Source organism: Paraburkholderia sp. RL17-373-BIF-A (genome assembly GCF_046030175.1).
In the GTDB taxonomy this organism is placed as follows: domain Bacteria; phylum Pseudomonadota; class Gammaproteobacteria; order Burkholderiales; family Burkholderiaceae; genus Paraburkholderia.
Window position 1 is genome coordinate 57,569 of record NZ_JARESO010000040.1, and the last position, 16,841, is coordinate 74,409.

General features: G+C 63.1%; 19 protein-coding genes. 8 read left to right on the forward strand and 11 right to left on the reverse strand.

Going from position 1 to position 16,841, the window contains the following annotated elements:
* The first annotated feature begins 177 nt into the window (after window positions 1-177).
* Entirely contained in the window at window positions 178-792 is a 615-nt protein-coding gene (gene yjgA, locus P0D80_RS34565) for a ribosome biogenesis factor YjgA (RefSeq protein ID WP_408290560.1), read from the forward strand.
* Window positions 773-1,417, forward strand: a complete 645-nt coding sequence (gene mog, locus P0D80_RS34570) for a molybdopterin adenylyltransferase (protein ID WP_408181082.1) — start codon at window positions 773-775, stop codon at window positions 1,415-1,417. Before yjgA ends, mog begins: the two co-directional genes overlap by 20 nt.
* A gap of 33 nt (window positions 1,418-1,450) precedes the next feature.
* Here the strand turns inward: mog and orn are convergent, their stop codons facing one another.
* Complete coding sequence (gene orn / locus P0D80_RS34575) at window positions 1,451-2,062, reverse strand: oligoribonuclease (protein ID WP_408181083.1); 612 nt, start codon at window positions 2,060-2,062, stop codon at window positions 1,451-1,453.
* 167 nt (window positions 2,063-2,229) lie between these two features.
* Between orn and P0D80_RS34580 the strand changes: the two genes are divergently transcribed.
* From P0D80_RS34580 to P0D80_RS34590, 3 genes are read left to right on the forward strand one after another with little or no spacing between them, the layout of a single operon-like run.
* The gene (locus tag P0D80_RS34580) at window positions 2,230-3,489 is read left to right on the forward strand and encodes a M48 family metallopeptidase (protein ID WP_408290538.1); all 1,260 of its coding nucleotides are present in this window, start codon (window positions 2,230-2,232) and stop codon (window positions 3,487-3,489) included.
* Window positions 3,486-4,436, forward strand: a complete 951-nt coding sequence (rsgA, locus tag P0D80_RS34585; protein ID WP_408181085.1) for a ribosome small subunit-dependent GTPase A — start codon at window positions 3,486-3,488, stop codon at window positions 4,434-4,436. The genes P0D80_RS34580 and rsgA overlap by 4 nt, the downstream gene beginning before the upstream one ends.
* A gap of 1 nt (window position 4,437) precedes the next feature.
* Entirely contained in the window at window positions 4,438-4,758 is a 321-nt protein-coding gene (locus tag P0D80_RS34590; protein WP_408290562.1) for a putative signal transducing protein, read from the forward strand.
* Window positions 4,759-4,868: 110 nt separating this feature from the next.
* Here P0D80_RS34590 and P0D80_RS34595 read toward each other — a convergent pair whose 3' ends face one another.
* From P0D80_RS34595 to rpsP, 6 genes are all read right to left on the reverse strand, one after another.
* The gene (locus P0D80_RS34595; protein WP_115102193.1) at window positions 4,869-5,807 is read right to left on the reverse strand and encodes a CobD/CbiB family protein; all 939 of its coding nucleotides are present in this window, start codon (window positions 5,805-5,807) and stop codon (window positions 4,869-4,871) included.
* Between the two features lie 114 nt (window positions 5,808-5,921).
* Entirely contained in the window at window positions 5,922-6,638 is a 717-nt protein-coding gene (locus P0D80_RS34600) for a CoA pyrophosphatase (RefSeq protein WP_408290541.1), read from the reverse strand.
* A 93-nt stretch (window positions 6,639-6,731) separates the two neighbouring features.
* Window positions 6,732-7,118: a 50S ribosomal protein L19 gene (gene rplS / locus P0D80_RS34605; protein WP_074765043.1), complete on the reverse strand. Its 387-nt coding sequence runs from the start codon at window positions 7,116-7,118 to the stop codon at window positions 6,732-6,734.
* Window positions 7,119-7,263: 145 nt separating this feature from the next.
* Window positions 7,264-8,031, reverse strand: a complete 768-nt coding sequence (gene trmD / locus P0D80_RS34610; protein WP_408181087.1) for a tRNA (guanosine(37)-N1)-methyltransferase TrmD — start codon at window positions 8,029-8,031, stop codon at window positions 7,264-7,266.
* Window positions 8,032-8,055: 24 nt separating this feature from the next.
* Window positions 8,056-8,802, reverse strand: a complete 747-nt coding sequence (rimM, locus tag P0D80_RS34615) for a ribosome maturation factor RimM (RefSeq protein WP_408290544.1) — start codon at window positions 8,800-8,802, stop codon at window positions 8,056-8,058.
* A gap of 120 nt (window positions 8,803-8,922) precedes the next feature.
* On the reverse strand, window positions 8,923-9,177 hold the full coding sequence (gene rpsP / locus P0D80_RS34620) for a 30S ribosomal protein S16 (RefSeq protein ID WP_007180912.1): 255 nt from the start codon (window positions 9,175-9,177) through the stop codon (window positions 8,923-8,925).
* A gap of 223 nt (window positions 9,178-9,400) precedes the next feature.
* On the opposite strand from rpsP, the gene P0D80_RS34625 reads away from it, so the two are divergent.
* Together P0D80_RS34625 and P0D80_RS34630 are read left to right on the forward strand one after the other, a co-directional pair.
* Window positions 9,401-10,534, forward strand: coding sequence for a PQQ-dependent sugar dehydrogenase (locus P0D80_RS34625; protein WP_459252577.1), 1,134 nt, complete (start codon window positions 9,401-9,403; stop codon window positions 10,532-10,534).
* A gap of 274 nt (window positions 10,535-10,808) precedes the next feature.
* Window positions 10,809-11,276 carry an NINE protein gene (locus tag P0D80_RS34630; protein ID WP_132373524.1) on the forward strand — a complete coding sequence of 156 codons (468 nt, stop codon included), beginning with the start codon at window positions 10,809-10,811 and terminating at the stop codon, window positions 11,274-11,276.
* A 16-nt stretch (window positions 11,277-11,292) separates the two neighbouring features.
* Here P0D80_RS34630 and P0D80_RS34635 read toward each other — a convergent pair whose 3' ends face one another.
* On the reverse strand, window positions 11,293-12,438 hold the full coding sequence (locus tag P0D80_RS34635; RefSeq protein ID WP_408290548.1) for a PA0069 family radical SAM protein: 1,146 nt from the start codon (window positions 12,436-12,438) through the stop codon (window positions 11,293-11,295).
* Window positions 12,439-12,536: 98 nt separating this feature from the next.
* A complete protein-coding gene (locus tag P0D80_RS34640; RefSeq protein WP_007180908.1) occupies window positions 12,537-13,025 on the reverse strand; it encodes an Lrp/AsnC ligand binding domain-containing protein in 489 nt (162 codons plus the stop codon).
* Window positions 13,026-13,193: 168 nt separating this feature from the next.
* Between P0D80_RS34640 and P0D80_RS34645 the strand changes: the two genes are divergently transcribed.
* Complete coding sequence (locus P0D80_RS34645) at window positions 13,194-14,480, forward strand: D-amino acid dehydrogenase (protein ID WP_408290550.1); 1,287 nt, start codon at window positions 13,194-13,196, stop codon at window positions 14,478-14,480.
* Window positions 14,481-14,601: 121 nt separating this feature from the next.
* Here P0D80_RS34645 and P0D80_RS34650 read toward each other — a convergent pair whose 3' ends face one another.
* Both P0D80_RS34650 and P0D80_RS34655 read right to left on the reverse strand, forming a co-directional pair.
* A complete protein-coding gene (locus tag P0D80_RS34650; RefSeq protein ID WP_408290552.1) occupies window positions 14,602-16,392 on the reverse strand; it encodes an acyl-CoA dehydrogenase in 1,791 nt (596 codons plus the stop codon).
* A 103-nt stretch (window positions 16,393-16,495) separates the two neighbouring features.
* Window positions 16,496-16,841 (reverse strand): electron transfer flavoprotein subunit alpha/FixB family protein (locus P0D80_RS34655; RefSeq protein ID WP_408290554.1); only part of this gene is annotated, 346 nt, incomplete at its 5' end.

Genomic DNA, 16,841 nt, shown 5'->3' on the forward strand with positions numbered 1-16,841 from the left:
TACGTATCCCGCGATCATAGCAAGGTACGCGATGCCGTACCTGGCATTCGCTGCGCCTCGCCTCACCGCCGTCTCACCGCCGCCCGAGCGCCGCGTCGCCATCGCTTCGCAAGGCGCGAGGCCCTTGTGCGCGGCAGCACCGCGGGTGCGGTGGGCGCGGCACGCTACAATATCGGAATGACACGCAAAACCCGCATTCAACCCATCGAATCCGCCGAGCCGGAAGTCGACGAGAACGGCTACGACCGTCCCAGCAAGTCCCAGCTCAAGCGCGAAATGCACGAGCTGCAGGAACTGGGCTCGGCGCTGATCGCGCTGCCCAAAGACGCGCTCAAGCGCATGCCGATGCCCGAAAAGCTCGACGACGCCGTGCGCGAAGCGCGCCGCATCACCGATCACGAAGGCAAACGCCGCCAGGTGCAATACGTCGGCCGCGTGATGCGCTCGCTGCTGGACGAGGAAACCGCCGCGCTGCGCACCGCGCTCGACACCTACAACGGCGTCAACAAGGCGGAAACGGCCAAGCTCCACTGGATCGAGCGCACCCGCGAAAAGCTGCTCGCCGACGACGCCGCGCTGACCGAATTCATCCGCCAGCACCCGAACGCCGACCCGCAGCAGGGCCGCACGCTGATCCGCAACGCCCGCAAGGAAGCTCAGCAGAGCAAGCCGCCGCGCTACTTCCGTGAACTGTTCCAGTGGATCAAGAACGCGGACGGTCCGTCCGCTGAGACCGTTTCCGATGCCGACGACGCCCTGGACGAACACGACGATGACGACCGCGACGCCTAAGGCGGCACGTAAGCACCCCGACGAAATCGTAATCGGCCTCGTGTCGATCAGCGACCGCGCGTCCACCGGCGTGTACGAGGACAAAGGCATTCCGGCCTTGCAGGAGTGGCTCGGCGCGGCCCTCACCTCGCCGTGGCAAGTGGTCACCCGCCTGATTCAGGACGACGCGCCGACGATTTCCGCCACGCTGACCGAACTGGTCGACGAGGTGCGCTGCGATCTGGTGTTGACCACCGGCGGCACCGGTCCGTCGCGCCGCGACGTGACGCCCGAGGCGACGCTGGCCGTCGCCACCAAGGAAATGCCGGGTTTCGGCGAACAGATGCGGCAGATCAGCCTGAATTTCGTGCCGACCGCGATTCTGTCGCGCCAGGTCGCGGTGATCCGCGAAACGGCGGAGCACGCGGCGTTGATCATCAACCTGCCGGGTCAGCCGAAGTCAATCAGGGAAACGCTGGAAGGCTTGCGCGACGCCGAAGCAGGCGGCGCGGTGAAGGTGGCGGGCATTTTCGCCGCGGTGCCATACTGCATCGACCTGATCGGCGGACCGTACGTGGAAACCAACGCCGACGTGGTGAAGGCGTTCCGGCCAAAGAACGCGCAGCGCGCGCCCCGGCCGGCTTAGGCGCGCTTTTTCTACTGCTTCTATTCCGCAGTTTTATTCCGCGCCGTCAGCGGCGTCCGGTGCCGACGGGATCAGGAAGTGCTCGCGGTAGTACTTCAGCTCGTCGATCGACTCGTGAATATCGGCCAGCGCCGTGTGCATCGCGCGCTTCTGGAAGCCCTTGTAGATGGCCGGCTGCCAGCGGCGGCACAGTTCCTTCAACGTGCTGACGTCGAGATTGCGGTAATGGAAGAAGCGCTCCAGATCCGGCATCCAGCGTGCCATGAAGCGGCGGTCCTGGCAGATCGAGTTGCCGCACATCGGCGATTTGCCCGGCGGCACGTAGACGCTCAGGAAATCGCGGATCTGTTCGGTGGCATCGGCCTCGCTCACCGTGGACGCCTTCACGCGGTCGATCAGGCCCGAGCGGCCGTGCGTGTTCTGATTCCACTGATCCATTTTGGCGAGCGTCTCGTCGCTCTGATGAATCGCCAGTACCGGGCCTTCGACCATCCTGTCGAGCGTCGAATTCGTCACCACCACCGCGATTTCGATGATGCGGTCGGAGTCGGGCTCGAGCCCGGTCATTTCCATGTCCAGCCAGACGAGATTCATGTCGCTGCGCACGAGCGGCGGCTGTTCGGTGGATGCGAGGATGTCAGTCATGAAGGCAGCCCTGATGGCCGGGCAAACGGCTTCTCTGCAAGCCCGCCTGCCGCGGCAATTGTTCGTTTGAGATTGGATTAAGCTGGTTTGGGCTAGTTTGAGCCCATCCCCCGCCGCGAGGCGGGAAGAAACATATAATTCTCGCATAGATACCACGGAATCCCCGGATGCCTACCCTGTACTTCACCGTTCTGTTCGTCATCGCCGTCGTGGCTATGGTCGGCACCAAACTGTGGCTCGCGTCGCGGCAGATCCGCTTCGTGGCCGGCCATCGCGAGCAGGTGCCGAGCCAGTTCGCCGGCACCATCGCGCTGACCGCGCACCAGCGCGCCGCCGACTACACCGTCGAGCGCACCCGCCTGACCATGATCGAGATCGTCGTCAGCGCGGCGGTGCTGATCGGCCTCACGCTGCTCGGCGGCGTGCAGGCGCTCGATCTGGGCATCTCCGACTGGCTCGGCCGTGGTTACGTCGGCCAGATTGCACTGGTCGCGGCGGTGATCGCGATCACCAGCGCGATCGACCTGCCGTTCGACTACTACCGGCAGTTCGTGGTCGAGCAGCGCTTCGGCTTCAACCGCATGAGCAAAGGCATTTTCTTCCTCGACCGGATCAAGGGCGTGCTGCTCGGCGCCGCGTTCGGCCTGCCACTGCTGTTCGTCGTGCTGTGGTTGATGAACCAGGCCGGCAGCCTGTGGTGGCTGTGGACGTGGATCGTGTGGGTCGCCTTTCAGATGCTCGTGCTGGTGCTGTATCCGTCGTTTATCGCGCCGCTTTTCAACAAGTTCGAGCCGCTCAAGGACGAAGCGCTGAAAAGCCGCATCGAGGCGCTGATGCAGCGCTGCGGCTTCGCCGCCAAGGGCCTCTTCGTGATGGACGGCAGCCGCCGTTCGGCACACGGCAACGCCTACTTCACCGGCTTCGGCGCGGCCAAGCGGATCGTGTTCTTCGACACGCTGCTCGCGCGCCTGTCGGGCAGCGAGATCGAAGCCGTGCTCGCGCACGAACTCGGCCACTTCAAGCGTCGTCATGTGATCAAACGCATGCTCGTCACCTTCGCGATCAGTCTCGCGATGCTCGCCCTGCTCGGCTGGCTCACGCAGTGCGTGTGGTTCTACGAAGGGCTGGGCGTGCGGCCGTCGCTGATCGGCGGCAATAGCGGCCTCGCGCTGGTGTTGTTCTTCCTCGCGCTGCCGGTGTTCCTGTTCTTCGTGACGCCGCTCGGCAGCCTCAGCTCGCGCAAGCACGAGTTCGAAGCCGACGCGTTCGCCGCGACGCAGACCGATGCGCAAGACCTCGTCAACGCGCTCGTCAAGCTGTACGAGGACAATGCGTCGACCCTGACGCCCGATCCGCTCTACACCGCGTTCTACTATTCGCATCCGCCGGCGTCGCAGCGGATCGACCGCCTGCTGCGGCACGCATGAGCGGCCGCTCCCCGAAAGCGCCGCGCGCGCCGTCCAGCACGCGCGTAGGCGGCCTCGTGGTGGCCGCGCATGGCCGCCACTATCTGGTCGCACCGGATGACGGCGGCGCCATGCTCCAATGCTTTCCGCGCGGCAAGCGCAGCGAAGTGGCGGTCGGCGATCGCGTGATTTATGAGCTGGCTTCGGCGGACCAGGGCGTGATCGTCGAAATCGGCGAGCGGCGCAATCTGCTGTATCGCTCGGATCAGTACAAGTCGAAACTGTTCGCTGCAAACCTCGATCAGCTATTAATCGTGCTCGCCACTGAACCTCATTTCAGCGAAGACCTGCTCGGGCGCGCACTCGTCGCCGCTGAGGCGAACGAGTTGAAGCCGTTGATCGTGCTGAACAAGACCGACGTGACCGAAGCGCTCGAAGGCGCGCGCAAGCGGCTCGAATCGTATCGCGCGCTGGGGTATACGGTCGTGGAAGTGTCGATCAAGATGCAGCCCGAAGCCGCGCGTGCCGCGCTGATCGAACATCTGCACGGTCATTCGACGCTGTTGCTCGGCCAGTCCGGCATGGGCAAATCGACGCTTGTGAATCTGCTGATTCCTGATGCCGAAGTCGCCACGCGCGAAATTTCTACTGCGTTGAACAGCGGGCGCCATACGACGACTTTCACGCGTCTCTATCCGCTGCTCGACAGCGCGGACGGCGAAGGCGGCGCGTTGATCGACTCGCCGGGCTTCCAGGAATTCGGCCTGCATCATCTGACCGAAGGCAGGCTGGAGCGCGCGTTTCCGGAGTTCCGGCCGTTGCTGCCGAACTGCCGGTTCTACAATTGCCATCACCTGCATGAGCCCGGTTGCGCGATTCTCGAAGCGGTCGCGGACGGCCGCATCCGCCGCGAACGGCATGCGTTGTATGCGCAACTCGTGCATGAAGCCAGTCAGATCGTCCGCTGACATGAAACTGATGCGCGCGCCGAATCTGATCATCGGACAGCATTGGGTCAATGTGCTGGCGACTGCGGGCATTGCTTGCGAGTTGCACAACCGCTATCTGAACGGCGCGCTCGGCGATATTCCCGCGGATCAGTGCTCGCCTGAGCTTTGGCTCGTCGACGAACGCGATGAGGCGATGGCGCGGAGGTTGATCGACGCGGCGTTGCATGGGCCGGCGGCGGGGTCGCCTGGCTGGCGATGTCGTCAGTGTGGTGAGACGCTCGAAGCGCAGTTTACGGTGTGCTGGCAGTGTGGGACGGCGCGCGATCCGCGGGATGGGTGAAGGGCTCGTTATTGACCGTGCTGATCGAGGCAGCGGCATGAGCGGATAAAAAAAGCCGGACATTGTTTGTCCGGCTTTTTTCGTAGCGAGCAGCGCTTAGCGTAGCGACGTCACGCCAGCCACACCGCGATCGTCAGCATCAGCAGCAAAATCATCCACAACACCACCGCGCGCCACACCAGACCCACGGCCGATTGCAGCGTGCGCGGCGTGCAGTCGTCGCCGACCTGCATCGGGCCGCCGTCGCCGGTGGCGAGCGCGTCGAGGCTCGACGGTTCAGCCAGCGGCCCGCTCAGACGTGCGCCCAACGCACCGCTACCCGCGGCCAGCAACACGCCGTCGTTCGCATCCGGCCATTGGCGCGCATGGTTGCGCCATGCATAAATCGCGTCTTCGAAATTGCCGACGATCGCGAAACCCAGCGACGTCAGCCGCGCCGGCACCCAGTCGATCACGAAGAAGGCGCGCTGCGCGAAGCTCGAAAACGCGACCGTGCGGTCGTCGACCGGCCGTGCCCACGTGCGCGCCAGATATTCGGCAATCCGATACAGCACCGCGCCCGCCGGGCCGACCGGAATCAGAAACCAGAAGAACACGCCGAACACGTGCCGATGCGAAGCGACCACCGCATGAATCAACGTATGGCGCACGATCTCGCTGACAGGCATGTCGACGGTATCGAGCCCGGTCCATTCGTTCAGGATCTCACGCGCGCGCGGCACGTCGTCGTTATTCAACGCGAGGTGGATGTCCGTGAAGTAGTGGCTGAACTGGCGGAAGCCCAGCGTGAAGTACAGCACCGCGACGTTCCACAGGAACGCCAGCGCAAAGTGAATGTGATAGAGCACGTAGTAGACGAGCGCGACGGCCAGCGTCCAGGGCACCACCACCACGAGCCAGGCGAGCAAGCCGTGCTTCGGCTTGCCGGCATCGAATCCGTGCGCCGCCGACTCCGCATGGTATTGAAGCAACGCCGACACCGGATTGTTCGGCGACAACGCGCGTACCTGTTCAATGATCAGAGCCAGCAATACGGAGAAAAAAGTCATGCGATGCGCCGTGCTTTTCGAGTTTTACGATTGTTTTATAACGATAGCACAGGGTCGGATGCCACTGAGCGCGGACGTCGACAAACACCTGACAACTGCACAGTCCGGTGCAACTCAGGCCGCAAGGAAGCGATAGAAGTTGCGCAGCATCGCCGCCGTCGCGCCCCAGATGAAATAGTGGCTGCCGACTTCGCTGCCGTTCTCCTCGGGTTCAGCCGATGCGGCGCGCGGATACGGCATCGCGAAAAAACGGCGCTCGCCGCCTTCATAGCGGAACACGCGCACTTCGTGGTGCATGGGGTTCATCAGGAAGGCGAGCGGCACTTCGAAGACTTCGGCCACTTCGAGCGCGTCCGCCTTCACCGTGAACGGCGGATGCACGAGGCCGATCACCGGCGTCACACGAAAACCGGTGCCCGTCAGATAGTCGGGCAATGCGCCGAGAATTTCCACGCGCGATGGATCGAGGCCGACCTCCTCCTCCGCTTCCCGCAGCGCGGTGGCCGTGGCATCGGCGTCGAACGGTTCGTGGCGGCCGCCTGGAAAGCTCACCTGGCCAGCGTGATCGTTCAGATGGTCGGCACGCTGCGTCAGCAGCACGGTCAGGCCGTGCTCGCGGACCACCAGCGGCACCAGTACCGCCGCGACGCGCGGATCGGCGTGGGCATCGCGCCAGGGCGCATCGACGACGAGCTCGGGGGTCCAGGCAAGACGCTGCTCGAAGCGGGCGCGCAGGCCATCAGGCGTGAGACGCGCGCCCGCCACCGGCGGCAGATCGGCGCCTGTCGCTTCGACAGGCAGGGTTTCAGGCTCAAAGACGGGGCGGGTCAACGGGTCTCTCGAAATGAGCGGATAGGGGACATTCCGCTATTTTGACCTGGCAAACAAAAAAGCACCCGCGAGGGGTGCTTTTTCTTACAGCATTTACGCTTGGGAAGCAGCGCGGTCTTTCGAGACCAGCTTTTCCTTGATCCGGGCCGACTTGCCCGAACGGTCGCGCAGGTAGTACAGCTTCGCACGACGCACATCGCCACGACGCTTCACGACGATGCTTGCCAGCAGCGGCGAGTACGTCTGGAACGTACGCTCGACGCCTTCGCCCGACGAAATCTTGCGGACGATGAACGACGAATTCAGACCACGATTACGCTTGGCGATCACGACGCCTTCGTAAGCCTGAACACGCTTACGCGTGCCTTCAACCACGTTCACGCTGACGATCACCGTATCGCCGGGAGCGAATTCGGGGATGGTTTTCTCGCCGAGAGCGCGGCCGATTTCTTCCTGCTCGAGAATTGCAATCAGATTCATCACTGACTCCTAAGTCCATCTTGTCGACGTTCGTACCTGCCTCGTGAAAACACTTGGCTACGGCCCCGATAGAGGATGGGTTCACATCTGGCGCCGTGCACGCATGCGCGGCGCCGCCTAATGTCCGCTCGAAAGACCCAAGGCTTTACGCCTTCGACTCTTCCTTCGCGAGACTCGCAAGCCATGCCTCGTCGGCACGGCTCAACATCTTGTTCTTTCTGGCCTTCACGATCAGATCGGGCCGTTTGTTCAACGTGTTGCGCAAGGCTTCCCGCCGACGCCACGCTTCGATCTCCGCATGATGGCCGCCGAGCAGCACATCGGGCACACGCACGCCGTCGTATTCCTCGGGGCGCGTGTAATGCGGGCAATCCAGCAGCACGTCGACAAAACTATCCTGCACCGCCGACTGCGAGTCGTTGAGCACACCGGGCAACTGACGCACCACGGCATCCATCAAGGCCATGGCCGGCAATTCGCCGCCCGACAGCACGAAGTCGCCAAGGCTGACTTCTTCATCGACGACACGGTCCAGCAAACGCTGATCGATCGCTTCATAGCGCCCGCACAACAGGATCAGACCGGGTTCGGCCGCGAACTGCATGACACGGTCGTGATTCAGAGTGGCGCCTTGCGGCGACATCATCACGACGCGCGACGCGCCGATGCCCTGCTCCGCCTGCGCTGCTTTCGCCGCGCCGATCGCGTCTTCCAGCGGCTTGGCCAGCATCACCATGCCGGGGCCGCCGCCGTACGGGCGATCGTCGATCGTGCGGTAGTTGTCGGTGGTGAAATCGCGCGGATTCCACGTACGCAACCCGTAGCGCTCCTGCTTCGCCGCACGGCTGGTGATACCCCAGTCGGTCAGCGCGCGAAACATGTCAGGAAAGAGCGTGACGACATCGAACTGCATCGCTCTCTCCATTCAGCGAATTATTTAGTAATCGGCTTCCCAGTCGACAGTGATCTGCTTCGCCGCCTGGTCCACCGTTTTGACAAAGACGCCGACGAACGGGATCAAACGCTCGCCGGTTGCCGGCTTGCCGCTTTTGTCGGTAGCCGGATATTCGATACGCATCACCGAGTGCGCACCGTTGTCGATCATGTCTGCAACCTTGCCGAGATTGACCCCGGCAACGTTCACCACATCGAGGCCAAGCAGGTCGACCCAGTAGAATTCGTCGGCTTCGAGGGCCGGAAATTCGCTGCGGCTGATATAGACGCGTGAGCCGCGCAGTGCCAGCGCCACATCACGGTCAGTGACGCCGCCCAGATGGGCAACCACACTGTCGCTATGCGTTTTCGCTTGCAACGACGGCGCCGACTTGCGCTCCTGGCCTTTGAGCAGCCACCAGCGCTTCGCGCTCAGCAAAGCATCGCCGCCATGCCCGGCATCCGCATGAGCGGCTACCTTGACCCAGCCTTTGAGGCCGTATGCGTCGACGATTGCGCCAACCTCAACCGCGTCGGCCGGCCAGGTTTCCACCGTTTCCATGCGCATTTCTCCTGCACCGGAACCGGCGTTTGCAACATTGGCTTTCGCCTTGCCTTCTGCTTTTTCGACCGTCTTGCGGACGAATGCACCGAACGGCGCCTGATCAGACGTCTTCGCGCGCGGGGCTGCTGCTGCTTTTGTCGCTTGTGCCTTTACGCGACCAGAACTGCCGGAATCACGCTCAGACATAAGAGAACCTCGCTGCCAGCTTCGACGCCTGCTTCAGCAAAACAACTCGCGCATCGGACTGCTCACGCACACCGCGCGAGCCGCCGGTCGACCCGACGACGATACGCATGCTAGCCACCATTAAGCAGCCGGCTGCGCCTTTGCAGCTTCCTTCACGAGACGCTCGACGGTCGGCGACAGTTGTGCGCCAACGCCTTGCCAATACGTCAGGCGGTCCTGAGCGATACGCAGGGACTCACCCTTCGTAGCGACCGGGTTGTAGAAGCCAACGCGCTCGATGAAGCGGCCGTCACGACGGTTACGCGAATCGGTTGCGACGATGTTGTAGAACGGGCGCTTCTTGGAGCCGCCACGAGCCAAGCGGATGATGACCATACTAGAATCCTTGAAAACCGGGGTTCGGAACGACTGAAACACGCGATTATAGCGGGAAACCGACGCCATAACAAACACTTACCCGGATAAACTGAGCGACGGGGTTGCGCCGGCCATACAGGCGGGAGCCCGGAACCACGTCGAAACGCCCGAATCACCTGACGGAGCGCCCGTGAAACTCCTGCTGCCAATTGTGTTTTTGCGCGCTTTTTTTACCGCCGCCATGCGGATTGCCGTCTTGGCGCTCGCTTTGCGAAGCCGGGGCCTGCGCGCAGGCGCCGCCGTGTTGCTCGCCGCAACCGCCCTGCCGGCGCTCGCCGCTTTGCCGGTGGACCGAATCAAACTGCCGCCAGGCTTCCATATCGCGGTCTTGTCGGACGCCGTGCCGAGCGCGCGAGCCATGGCGCTCTCGCCGAAGGGCATTCTTTATATAGGCAGCCTCGACGGCCACGTGTACGCGCTCGAATTGCAAAACGGACGCGTCACGGCGCGCCATGTGATCGCTTCCGGGCTGGAAACGCCAGCGGGCGTGGCGTGGCACGATGGCGCGCTCTATGTCTCCGAGGTGTCGAAAATCGTACGCTTCGATGCGATCGACACCCACCTGAACGATCCGCCCAAGCCCGCCGTCGTGATCGATACATTACCCACGGAGACGCACCACGGCTGGAAATTCATAGCGTTCGGCCCGGACGGCAAGTTATACGTGCCGCAAGGCGCGCCATGCAACGTCTGCCTGAAAGATCGCAACCGCTTCGCACTGATCGGCCGCATGGATCCGGACGGCAGTCACTACGAAGTCGTGGCGCGCGGCATCCGCAACTCGGTCGGCTTCGCGTGGCATCCGGTGACGCACGAACTGTGGTTCACCGACAACGGCCGCGACCTGCTGGGCGACGACGTGCCGGACGACAAGCTCAACCGCGCGCCGCGCGCCGGGATGGATTTCGGCTTTCCGTACTGCCACGGCGGCGACACGCCCGATCCCGAGTTCGGCAAGGACCATCCGTGCAGCGCGTTTACGCCGCCCGTGGTCAAACTCGGTGCGCATGTCGCGGCGCTCGGCATGCGCTTTTACAGCGGATCGATGTTTCCGCCCGCTTACCGGAACAGTATTTTTATCGCCGAGCACGGATCGTGGAATCGCAGCAAGAAGATCGGCTATCGCGTCGTCCACGTGACTACGGACCCGGACGGCAGCAACGCGCGCCAGGAAGTCTTTGCCGAAGGCTGGCTTCAGTCCGGCGAGAGCGAGTGGGGGCGCCCGGCCGACGTGTTGCCACTGCCCGATGGTTCGCTCCTGATCAGCGACGATTACGCCGGCGCTGTCTATCGCGTCACCTATTCGGCGCCGTAGCCTGTCTCAAGCGACTCACCGCTTTGAACGCCGGGCGCCCGGAAAGTCCGGCCAGTCAGACGAATCTCGCCGCCCTTGCAGCCCCTCGTTCCGGCGCATCTCACACAACCCGCTCGGCCGACCGACTCGATCCAATGCTTCTCGCACCACCCGTCCCGCGACCGCGACCACCCGTCACGTGACCGGCGGCCTGCGGCGGGCGTAGAATGCGCGTCGGTCCGCGCGAGCCCGCGCGCCGCTCCTTTCGACCGCCTGTCACTCTGCTCTGACCTACATGTCCACCCTTGTTTCGACTTCCCCGCGTTTCAGATCCAAGACGATTACCGCCGCCCTGGCGTTCTTCTTCGGCAGCCTTGGGGCGCATCGGTTCTATCTGTACGGCATGCGCGACATCTACGGTTGGGCTCACGTGATCGGCACGCTGATCGGCATTCCGGGCGCCATGCTGCTGGTAGCCAGCGAACGGTCGTCGATGCTCGGCTGGGCGCTGGCCTTTCCCGGCGCGGTCTCGCTACTCGCGGCGTTTCTTGCCGCGATCGTCTACGGGTTGCGCCCGGACGAAAAGTGGGACGCGCAGTTCAACGCTCAGACCCAACGCAAAAGCCGCTCCGGCTGGACGGTCATTTTCATCGTGATTTTTTCGCTGCTGATCGGCGCCTTCCTGCTGATGACCGGCCTCGCCATTTCGTTCCAGACCTACTTCGAAAGTCAGGTGCAGGCGGCGAAAGCGCTCTCGCAGTGATCCGGCGCGCGCCGCGTTAAAAAAGATCCAGTTGAGGATCATCGCGCGCCGGTTCGGCGGGACGCGCCGCCTCGACCCGGCGAAAGTGCGACATATCCAGAATGCCGCGGTCGCGCCGGTTCAGGCCCAGCCGGCGCACCGCCTTGTGGAATCGCTGCTTGAGCAGATCCGCCCACAAGCCTTCGCCCTTCATGCGCGTGGAGAAGGACGAGTCGTAGTCCTTGCCGCCGCGCATGTCCCGCACGCGGCTCATCACCCGGTCAGCGCGATCGGGAAAGTGCGCGGCGAGCCAATCCTTGAATAGCGGCGCGACTTCCCAAGGAAGACGCAGCACGATATAGCTCGCATTGCTTGCGCCGGCCTCCGCACAGGCCTCCAGCACGCGTTCCATATCCGGTTCGGTGACGAACGGAATCACCGGCGCGATGCTGACGCCGACCGGAATGCCCGCCTCGCTCAAGGTGCGGATGGTGCGCAGTCGCCGCGACGGCGTGGCCGCCCGCGGTTCCAGCGTGCGAGCGATGTCCGCGTCCAGCGTGGTAATGGTGATGGCCGCCATGAATTGCCCGCGCGCCGCCATGGGCGCCAGCAAATCGAGTTCGCGTTCGATCAGCGACGACTTGGTGATCGCCGCAAACGGATGCTGACGCTCGCTGAGCACTTCGATCACCCTGCGCGTGAGCCGCAAGTCGCGCTCGACCGGTTGCCAGGCGTCCGTATTGACGCCTAGCGCGATTGGCTCCGGCACGTACGACTTCTTCGACAGTTCCCGCTCGAGCAACTCCGGCGCATTGACCTTGGCGTAGATCCGGCTTTCGAAGTCGAGTCCCGGCGACAGCCCCAGATAAGCGTGCGTGGGCCGCGCAAAGCAATAAATGCAGCCATGCTCGCAGCCGCGATAGGGGTTCAGCGACACGCTGAACGGAATATCCGGCGACGCGTTGCGCGTGAGAATGGTCTTGGCCCGCTCTTCGAAGACCTGCGTGCGCAAGACCTTGGGCTCGTCATCGTCTTCCGGCGACGACAGCCAGCCGTCGTCCACCGCTTCGCGCTGGTCGACTTCGTAGCGGCCTTGCAAGTTCGTCACCGCGCCACGGCCCTTGCGAAGCACGGGCGGTGCGATCGGAAATTCGTTGACGAAGTGAGGGTTGGAGTCGGTCACGGCTGGCACACGCAAAAACGAAAAACGGCGCAAAACACCTGTACAAATATACAGTGTTTACGCCGTTTGTCGAGCCCCGCCCTGCGCCGTCGCGCCGCCTAATCGCCGACCGCGATCGTCAGCGTTTCCTTGATCTCTTCCATCACCACGTAGCTTTTCGACTGCACCGCGCCGGGCAGTTGCAGCAGGATGTCGCCCAGCAGCTTCCGGTAGTCGGCCATTTCGCCGATGCGCGCCTTGATCAGATAGTCGAAATCGCCCGACACGAGGTGGCATTCCAGCACTTCCGGAATCTTCTGCACCTCGCGTCGGAACTGGTCGAACATGTTGCCGCTCTTGTGATCCAGCGTGATCTCGACGAACACGAGCAGTGCCGCGCCCAATTCCGCCGGGTTCACGCGCGCGTGGTAGCCGGTGATCACGCCGTCGCGCTCCATCCGCTTGACGCGCTCGATGCACGGCGTGACCGACAGTCCAACCTGTTCGGCCAGGTCTTTCATGGCCATGCGGCCGTCCTGTTGCAGCAGCCGCAGGATCTTGTGATCGAGTTTGTCGAGAGCCCGGACCGGTTGGCGCTGTGTACGCATGGTGTTTTTTCTGAAAATCTTGAAAATACAATAACAAAACCTACCTCACTGTTAATAGTATAGCGGTTAACACTGGGCGAGCCGCATTACACCTCGTGAATCGAACGAATTCCAACGTATCGACGAGCGCATCGCCCTCAGATCTCATTTTGAATACCTGGAGCAGCTATGCGAGTCGTCGTCTTGGGCAGTGGCGTCGTCGGCGTGACCAGCGCGTATTACCTGGCGCGCGCGGGGCACGAAGTGACCGTGATCGATCGCGAGGCCGGCCCGGCGCTCGAAACCAGTTTCGCCAATGCCGGCCAGATTTCGCCGGGCTACGCGTCGCCGTGGGCCGCGCCTGGCGTGCCGCTAAAGGCCGTCAAGTGGATGTTCCAGAAGCACGCGCCGCTGGCGATTCGCCTCGACGGCACGCAATTCCAGCTGCAATGGATGTGGCAGATGCTGCAGAACTGCACGTCGTCGCGTTATGCAGTGAACAAGGGCCGCATGGTCCGCCTCGCCGAATACAGCCGCGACTGCCTGCAAGCGCTGCGCGCTGAAACCGGCATTCAGTACGAAGGCCGCGCTGGCGGCACGCTTCAGGTGTTCCGCACGCAGCAGCAATTCGACGGCGCCGCGAAAGATATCGCCGTGCTGCAGGAAGCCAATGTGCCGTATGAACTGCTGTCGCCGACTGAACTCGCGCGTGCCGAACCGGCGCTCGCCGCGGTGTCGCACAAGCTGAGCGGCGGTCTGCGCCTGCCGGGCGACGAAACCGGCGACTGCCAGATGTTCACCACGCGGCTCGCCGCGCTGGCTGAGGAACTCGGCGTCAAATTCCGCTACAACACGCCGATCGACGCACTCGCGATGGCGGGTGGCCGCATCGCCGGCGTGAAGTGCGGCGAGGAACTGGTGCGCGCGGATTCGTTCGTCGTCGCGCTGGGTTCGTACTCGACCCAGTTCCTGTCCGGTCTGGTGAAGATTCCGGTCTATCCGCTCAAGGGTTATTCGATCACCGCGCCGATCGTCAACGAAGCGTCGGCGCCAGTGTCGACCGTGCTCGACGAAACGTACAAGATCGCGATCACCCGTTTCGACGACCGGATTCGTGTGGGCGGCATGGCCGAGATCGTCGGCTTCGACAAATCGCTGCGCCAGGCGCGTCGCGAAACGCTGGAATTGTGCGTGAACGATCTGTTCCCGGGCGGCGGCGATACGTCGAAGGCCAGCTTCTGGACCGGTCTGCGTCCGATGACGCCGGACGGCACGCCGATCGTCGGCCGCACTCCCGTGCCGAACCTGTTCCTGAACACGGGCCACGGCACGCTGGGCTGGACGATGTCGTGCGGCTCCGGTCAACTGCTCGCCGACGTGATGTCGGGCAAGCAACCGGCCATCAAGGCGGACGATCTGTCGGTGCATCGCTATCTCGGCGAGATCGGCGGCGCGCATCGCCCGGCTTATGCTTAAGGTTTAACGACGACGCTTCGCGAAAGCGGTGGCGCTGGTTTGCGATCTGACAGACCAGCGCGACAAAAACAAACGGCGCCTCACAAGGCGCCGTTTGTTTTTAAGCGAAGCAGAAGCTAACTCAGAACTGATCTTCCGACAAAGCCAGCACACTCTCTCCACCCTTCGCGCTGACAATCGACGCTTCGAGCGCCGACGCCAGCGGCAGCACATGCTCCGCATAGAACTGCGCGGTCGCGATCTTGGCGCCGTAGAACGACGGGTCTTCGTCGCGCTTCTGAGCCGCCACGAGCAACGCACGCGCCATCTGCCAGCCGCCCAGCACGATGCCCGCGAGCGTCAGATACGGCACGCTGCCTGCGAACACCGCGTTCGGATCGCCCTTCGTGTTGGCCACGACGAAATCGACCGCCGCGCTCAACGAGCGCTGGCCCTGCGCGAGATACTTCTTCATCGAATCGAACGCCGGGCCTTGCTGCGCGCCGAGTGCCTCGATCGTTTCAGCCACCTCGGCGAGCAGCGACTTCGCCACCTTGCCGCCGTCCCGCACGGTCTTGCGGCCGATCAGGTCGTTGGCCTGAATCGCGGTCGTGCCTTCGTAGATCGTCAGAATGCGCGCATCGCGGTAGTACTGCGCGGCGCCGGTTTCTTCGATGAAGCCCATGCCGCCATGCACCTGCACGCCGAGGCTCGTGACGTCGATCGACAACTCCGTGCTCCAGCCCTTCACGATCGGCACGAGGTACTCGTAGATCGCCTGATGTTCGGCGCGCTTGCCTTCGTCCGCATGACGATGCGCGATGTCGCAGTGCGCCGCGGCCACGTACGCCAGCGCGCGAGACGCTTCGGTGAGGCCGCGCATGGTGGCAAGCATACGGCGCACGTCCGGATGTTGAATGATCGCGACCGGCTGCTTCGCGGAACCATCCACGGGACGGCTTTGCACGCGATCTTTCGCGTACGCGACCGCCTTCTGATAAGCGCGATCCGAAATGCCGACGCCTTGCATGCCGACAGCGAACCGCGCCGCGTTCATCATGATGAACATGTATTCCAGACCGCGATTTTCTTCGCCGATCAGATGACCGATCGCGCCGCCGTGGTCGCCGAATTGCAGCACCGCGGTCGGGCTCGCCTTGATGCCGAGCTTGTGTTCGATCGACACGCAATGCACGTCGTTGCGTTCGCCGAGCGAACCGTCTTCATTGACGAGAAACTTCGGCACGATAAAGAGCGAAATGCCCTTCACGCCTTCCGGCGCATTCGGCGTGCGGGCCAGCACGAGATGCGCGATGTTCTTCGCCATGTCGTGCTCGCCCCAGGTGATGAAAATCTTCGTGCCGAACAGCTTGAACGAACCGTCGCCTTGCGGCTCGGCGCGCGTGCGTACCAACGCGAGATCGGAACCGGCTTGCGGCTCGGTCAGGTTCATCGTGCCGGTCCACTCGCCGGAAATCAGCTTCGGCACATAGGTTTGTTTTTGCGCTTCGGTGCCGGCGGTGAGCAGCGCTTCGATCGCGCCGTCGGTCAGCAGCGGACACAGCGCGAACGACAAATTCGACGCGTTGAGCATTTCGACGCACGGCGTCGCGATCAGCTTCGGCAGGCCTTGGCCTTCGTAGTCGACGGGATGTTGCACGCCTTGCCAGCCGCCTTCGCCGAACTGGCGAAACGCTTCCTTGAAGCCGGGCGTCGCGGTGACCACGCCGTCTTTCCAGCTGCTCGGATTGCGATCGCCTTCTGCATTCAACGGCGCCAGCACGCCACCGCACAGTTTCGCCGACTCTTCGAGGACGGCTTGCGCCGTCTCGAGGTTCGCGTCTTCGAAGCCCGGCAAGGTCGCGATGTCTTCGAGACCGGCCAGTTCTTTCATCACGAACAGCATGTCCTTGATGGGCGCCGTATAGCTCATTTCAGTTCTCCTCCCGCTTCTGATATAAAAAAAGGGCGCTGGACTTGATCGGTCCCACGCCCTTCATGTGCTGCCAGACGCCTTCTATGCGGCGTTACGGCGCTTAACCGAGTTCGCTAACGAGTTCGGGCACGAGCGTGAACAGATCGCCCACCAGACCGTAATCGGCGACGCTGAAGATCGGCGCTTCTTCGTCCTTGTTGATCGCGACGATCACTTTGCTGTCCTTCATCCCGGCCAGATGCTGGATCGCGCCCGAGATGCCGACTGCGATGTACAACTGCGGCGCGACGATCTTGCCGGTCTGCCCGACCTGATAGTCGTTCGGCACGAAGCCCGCATCGACCGCTGCACGCGATGCGCCCAGCGCGGCGTTCAATTTGTCCGCCAGCGGTTCTAGCACCTTCGTGTAGTTCTCGCCGTTGCCTAGACCGCGGCCACCGGAGACG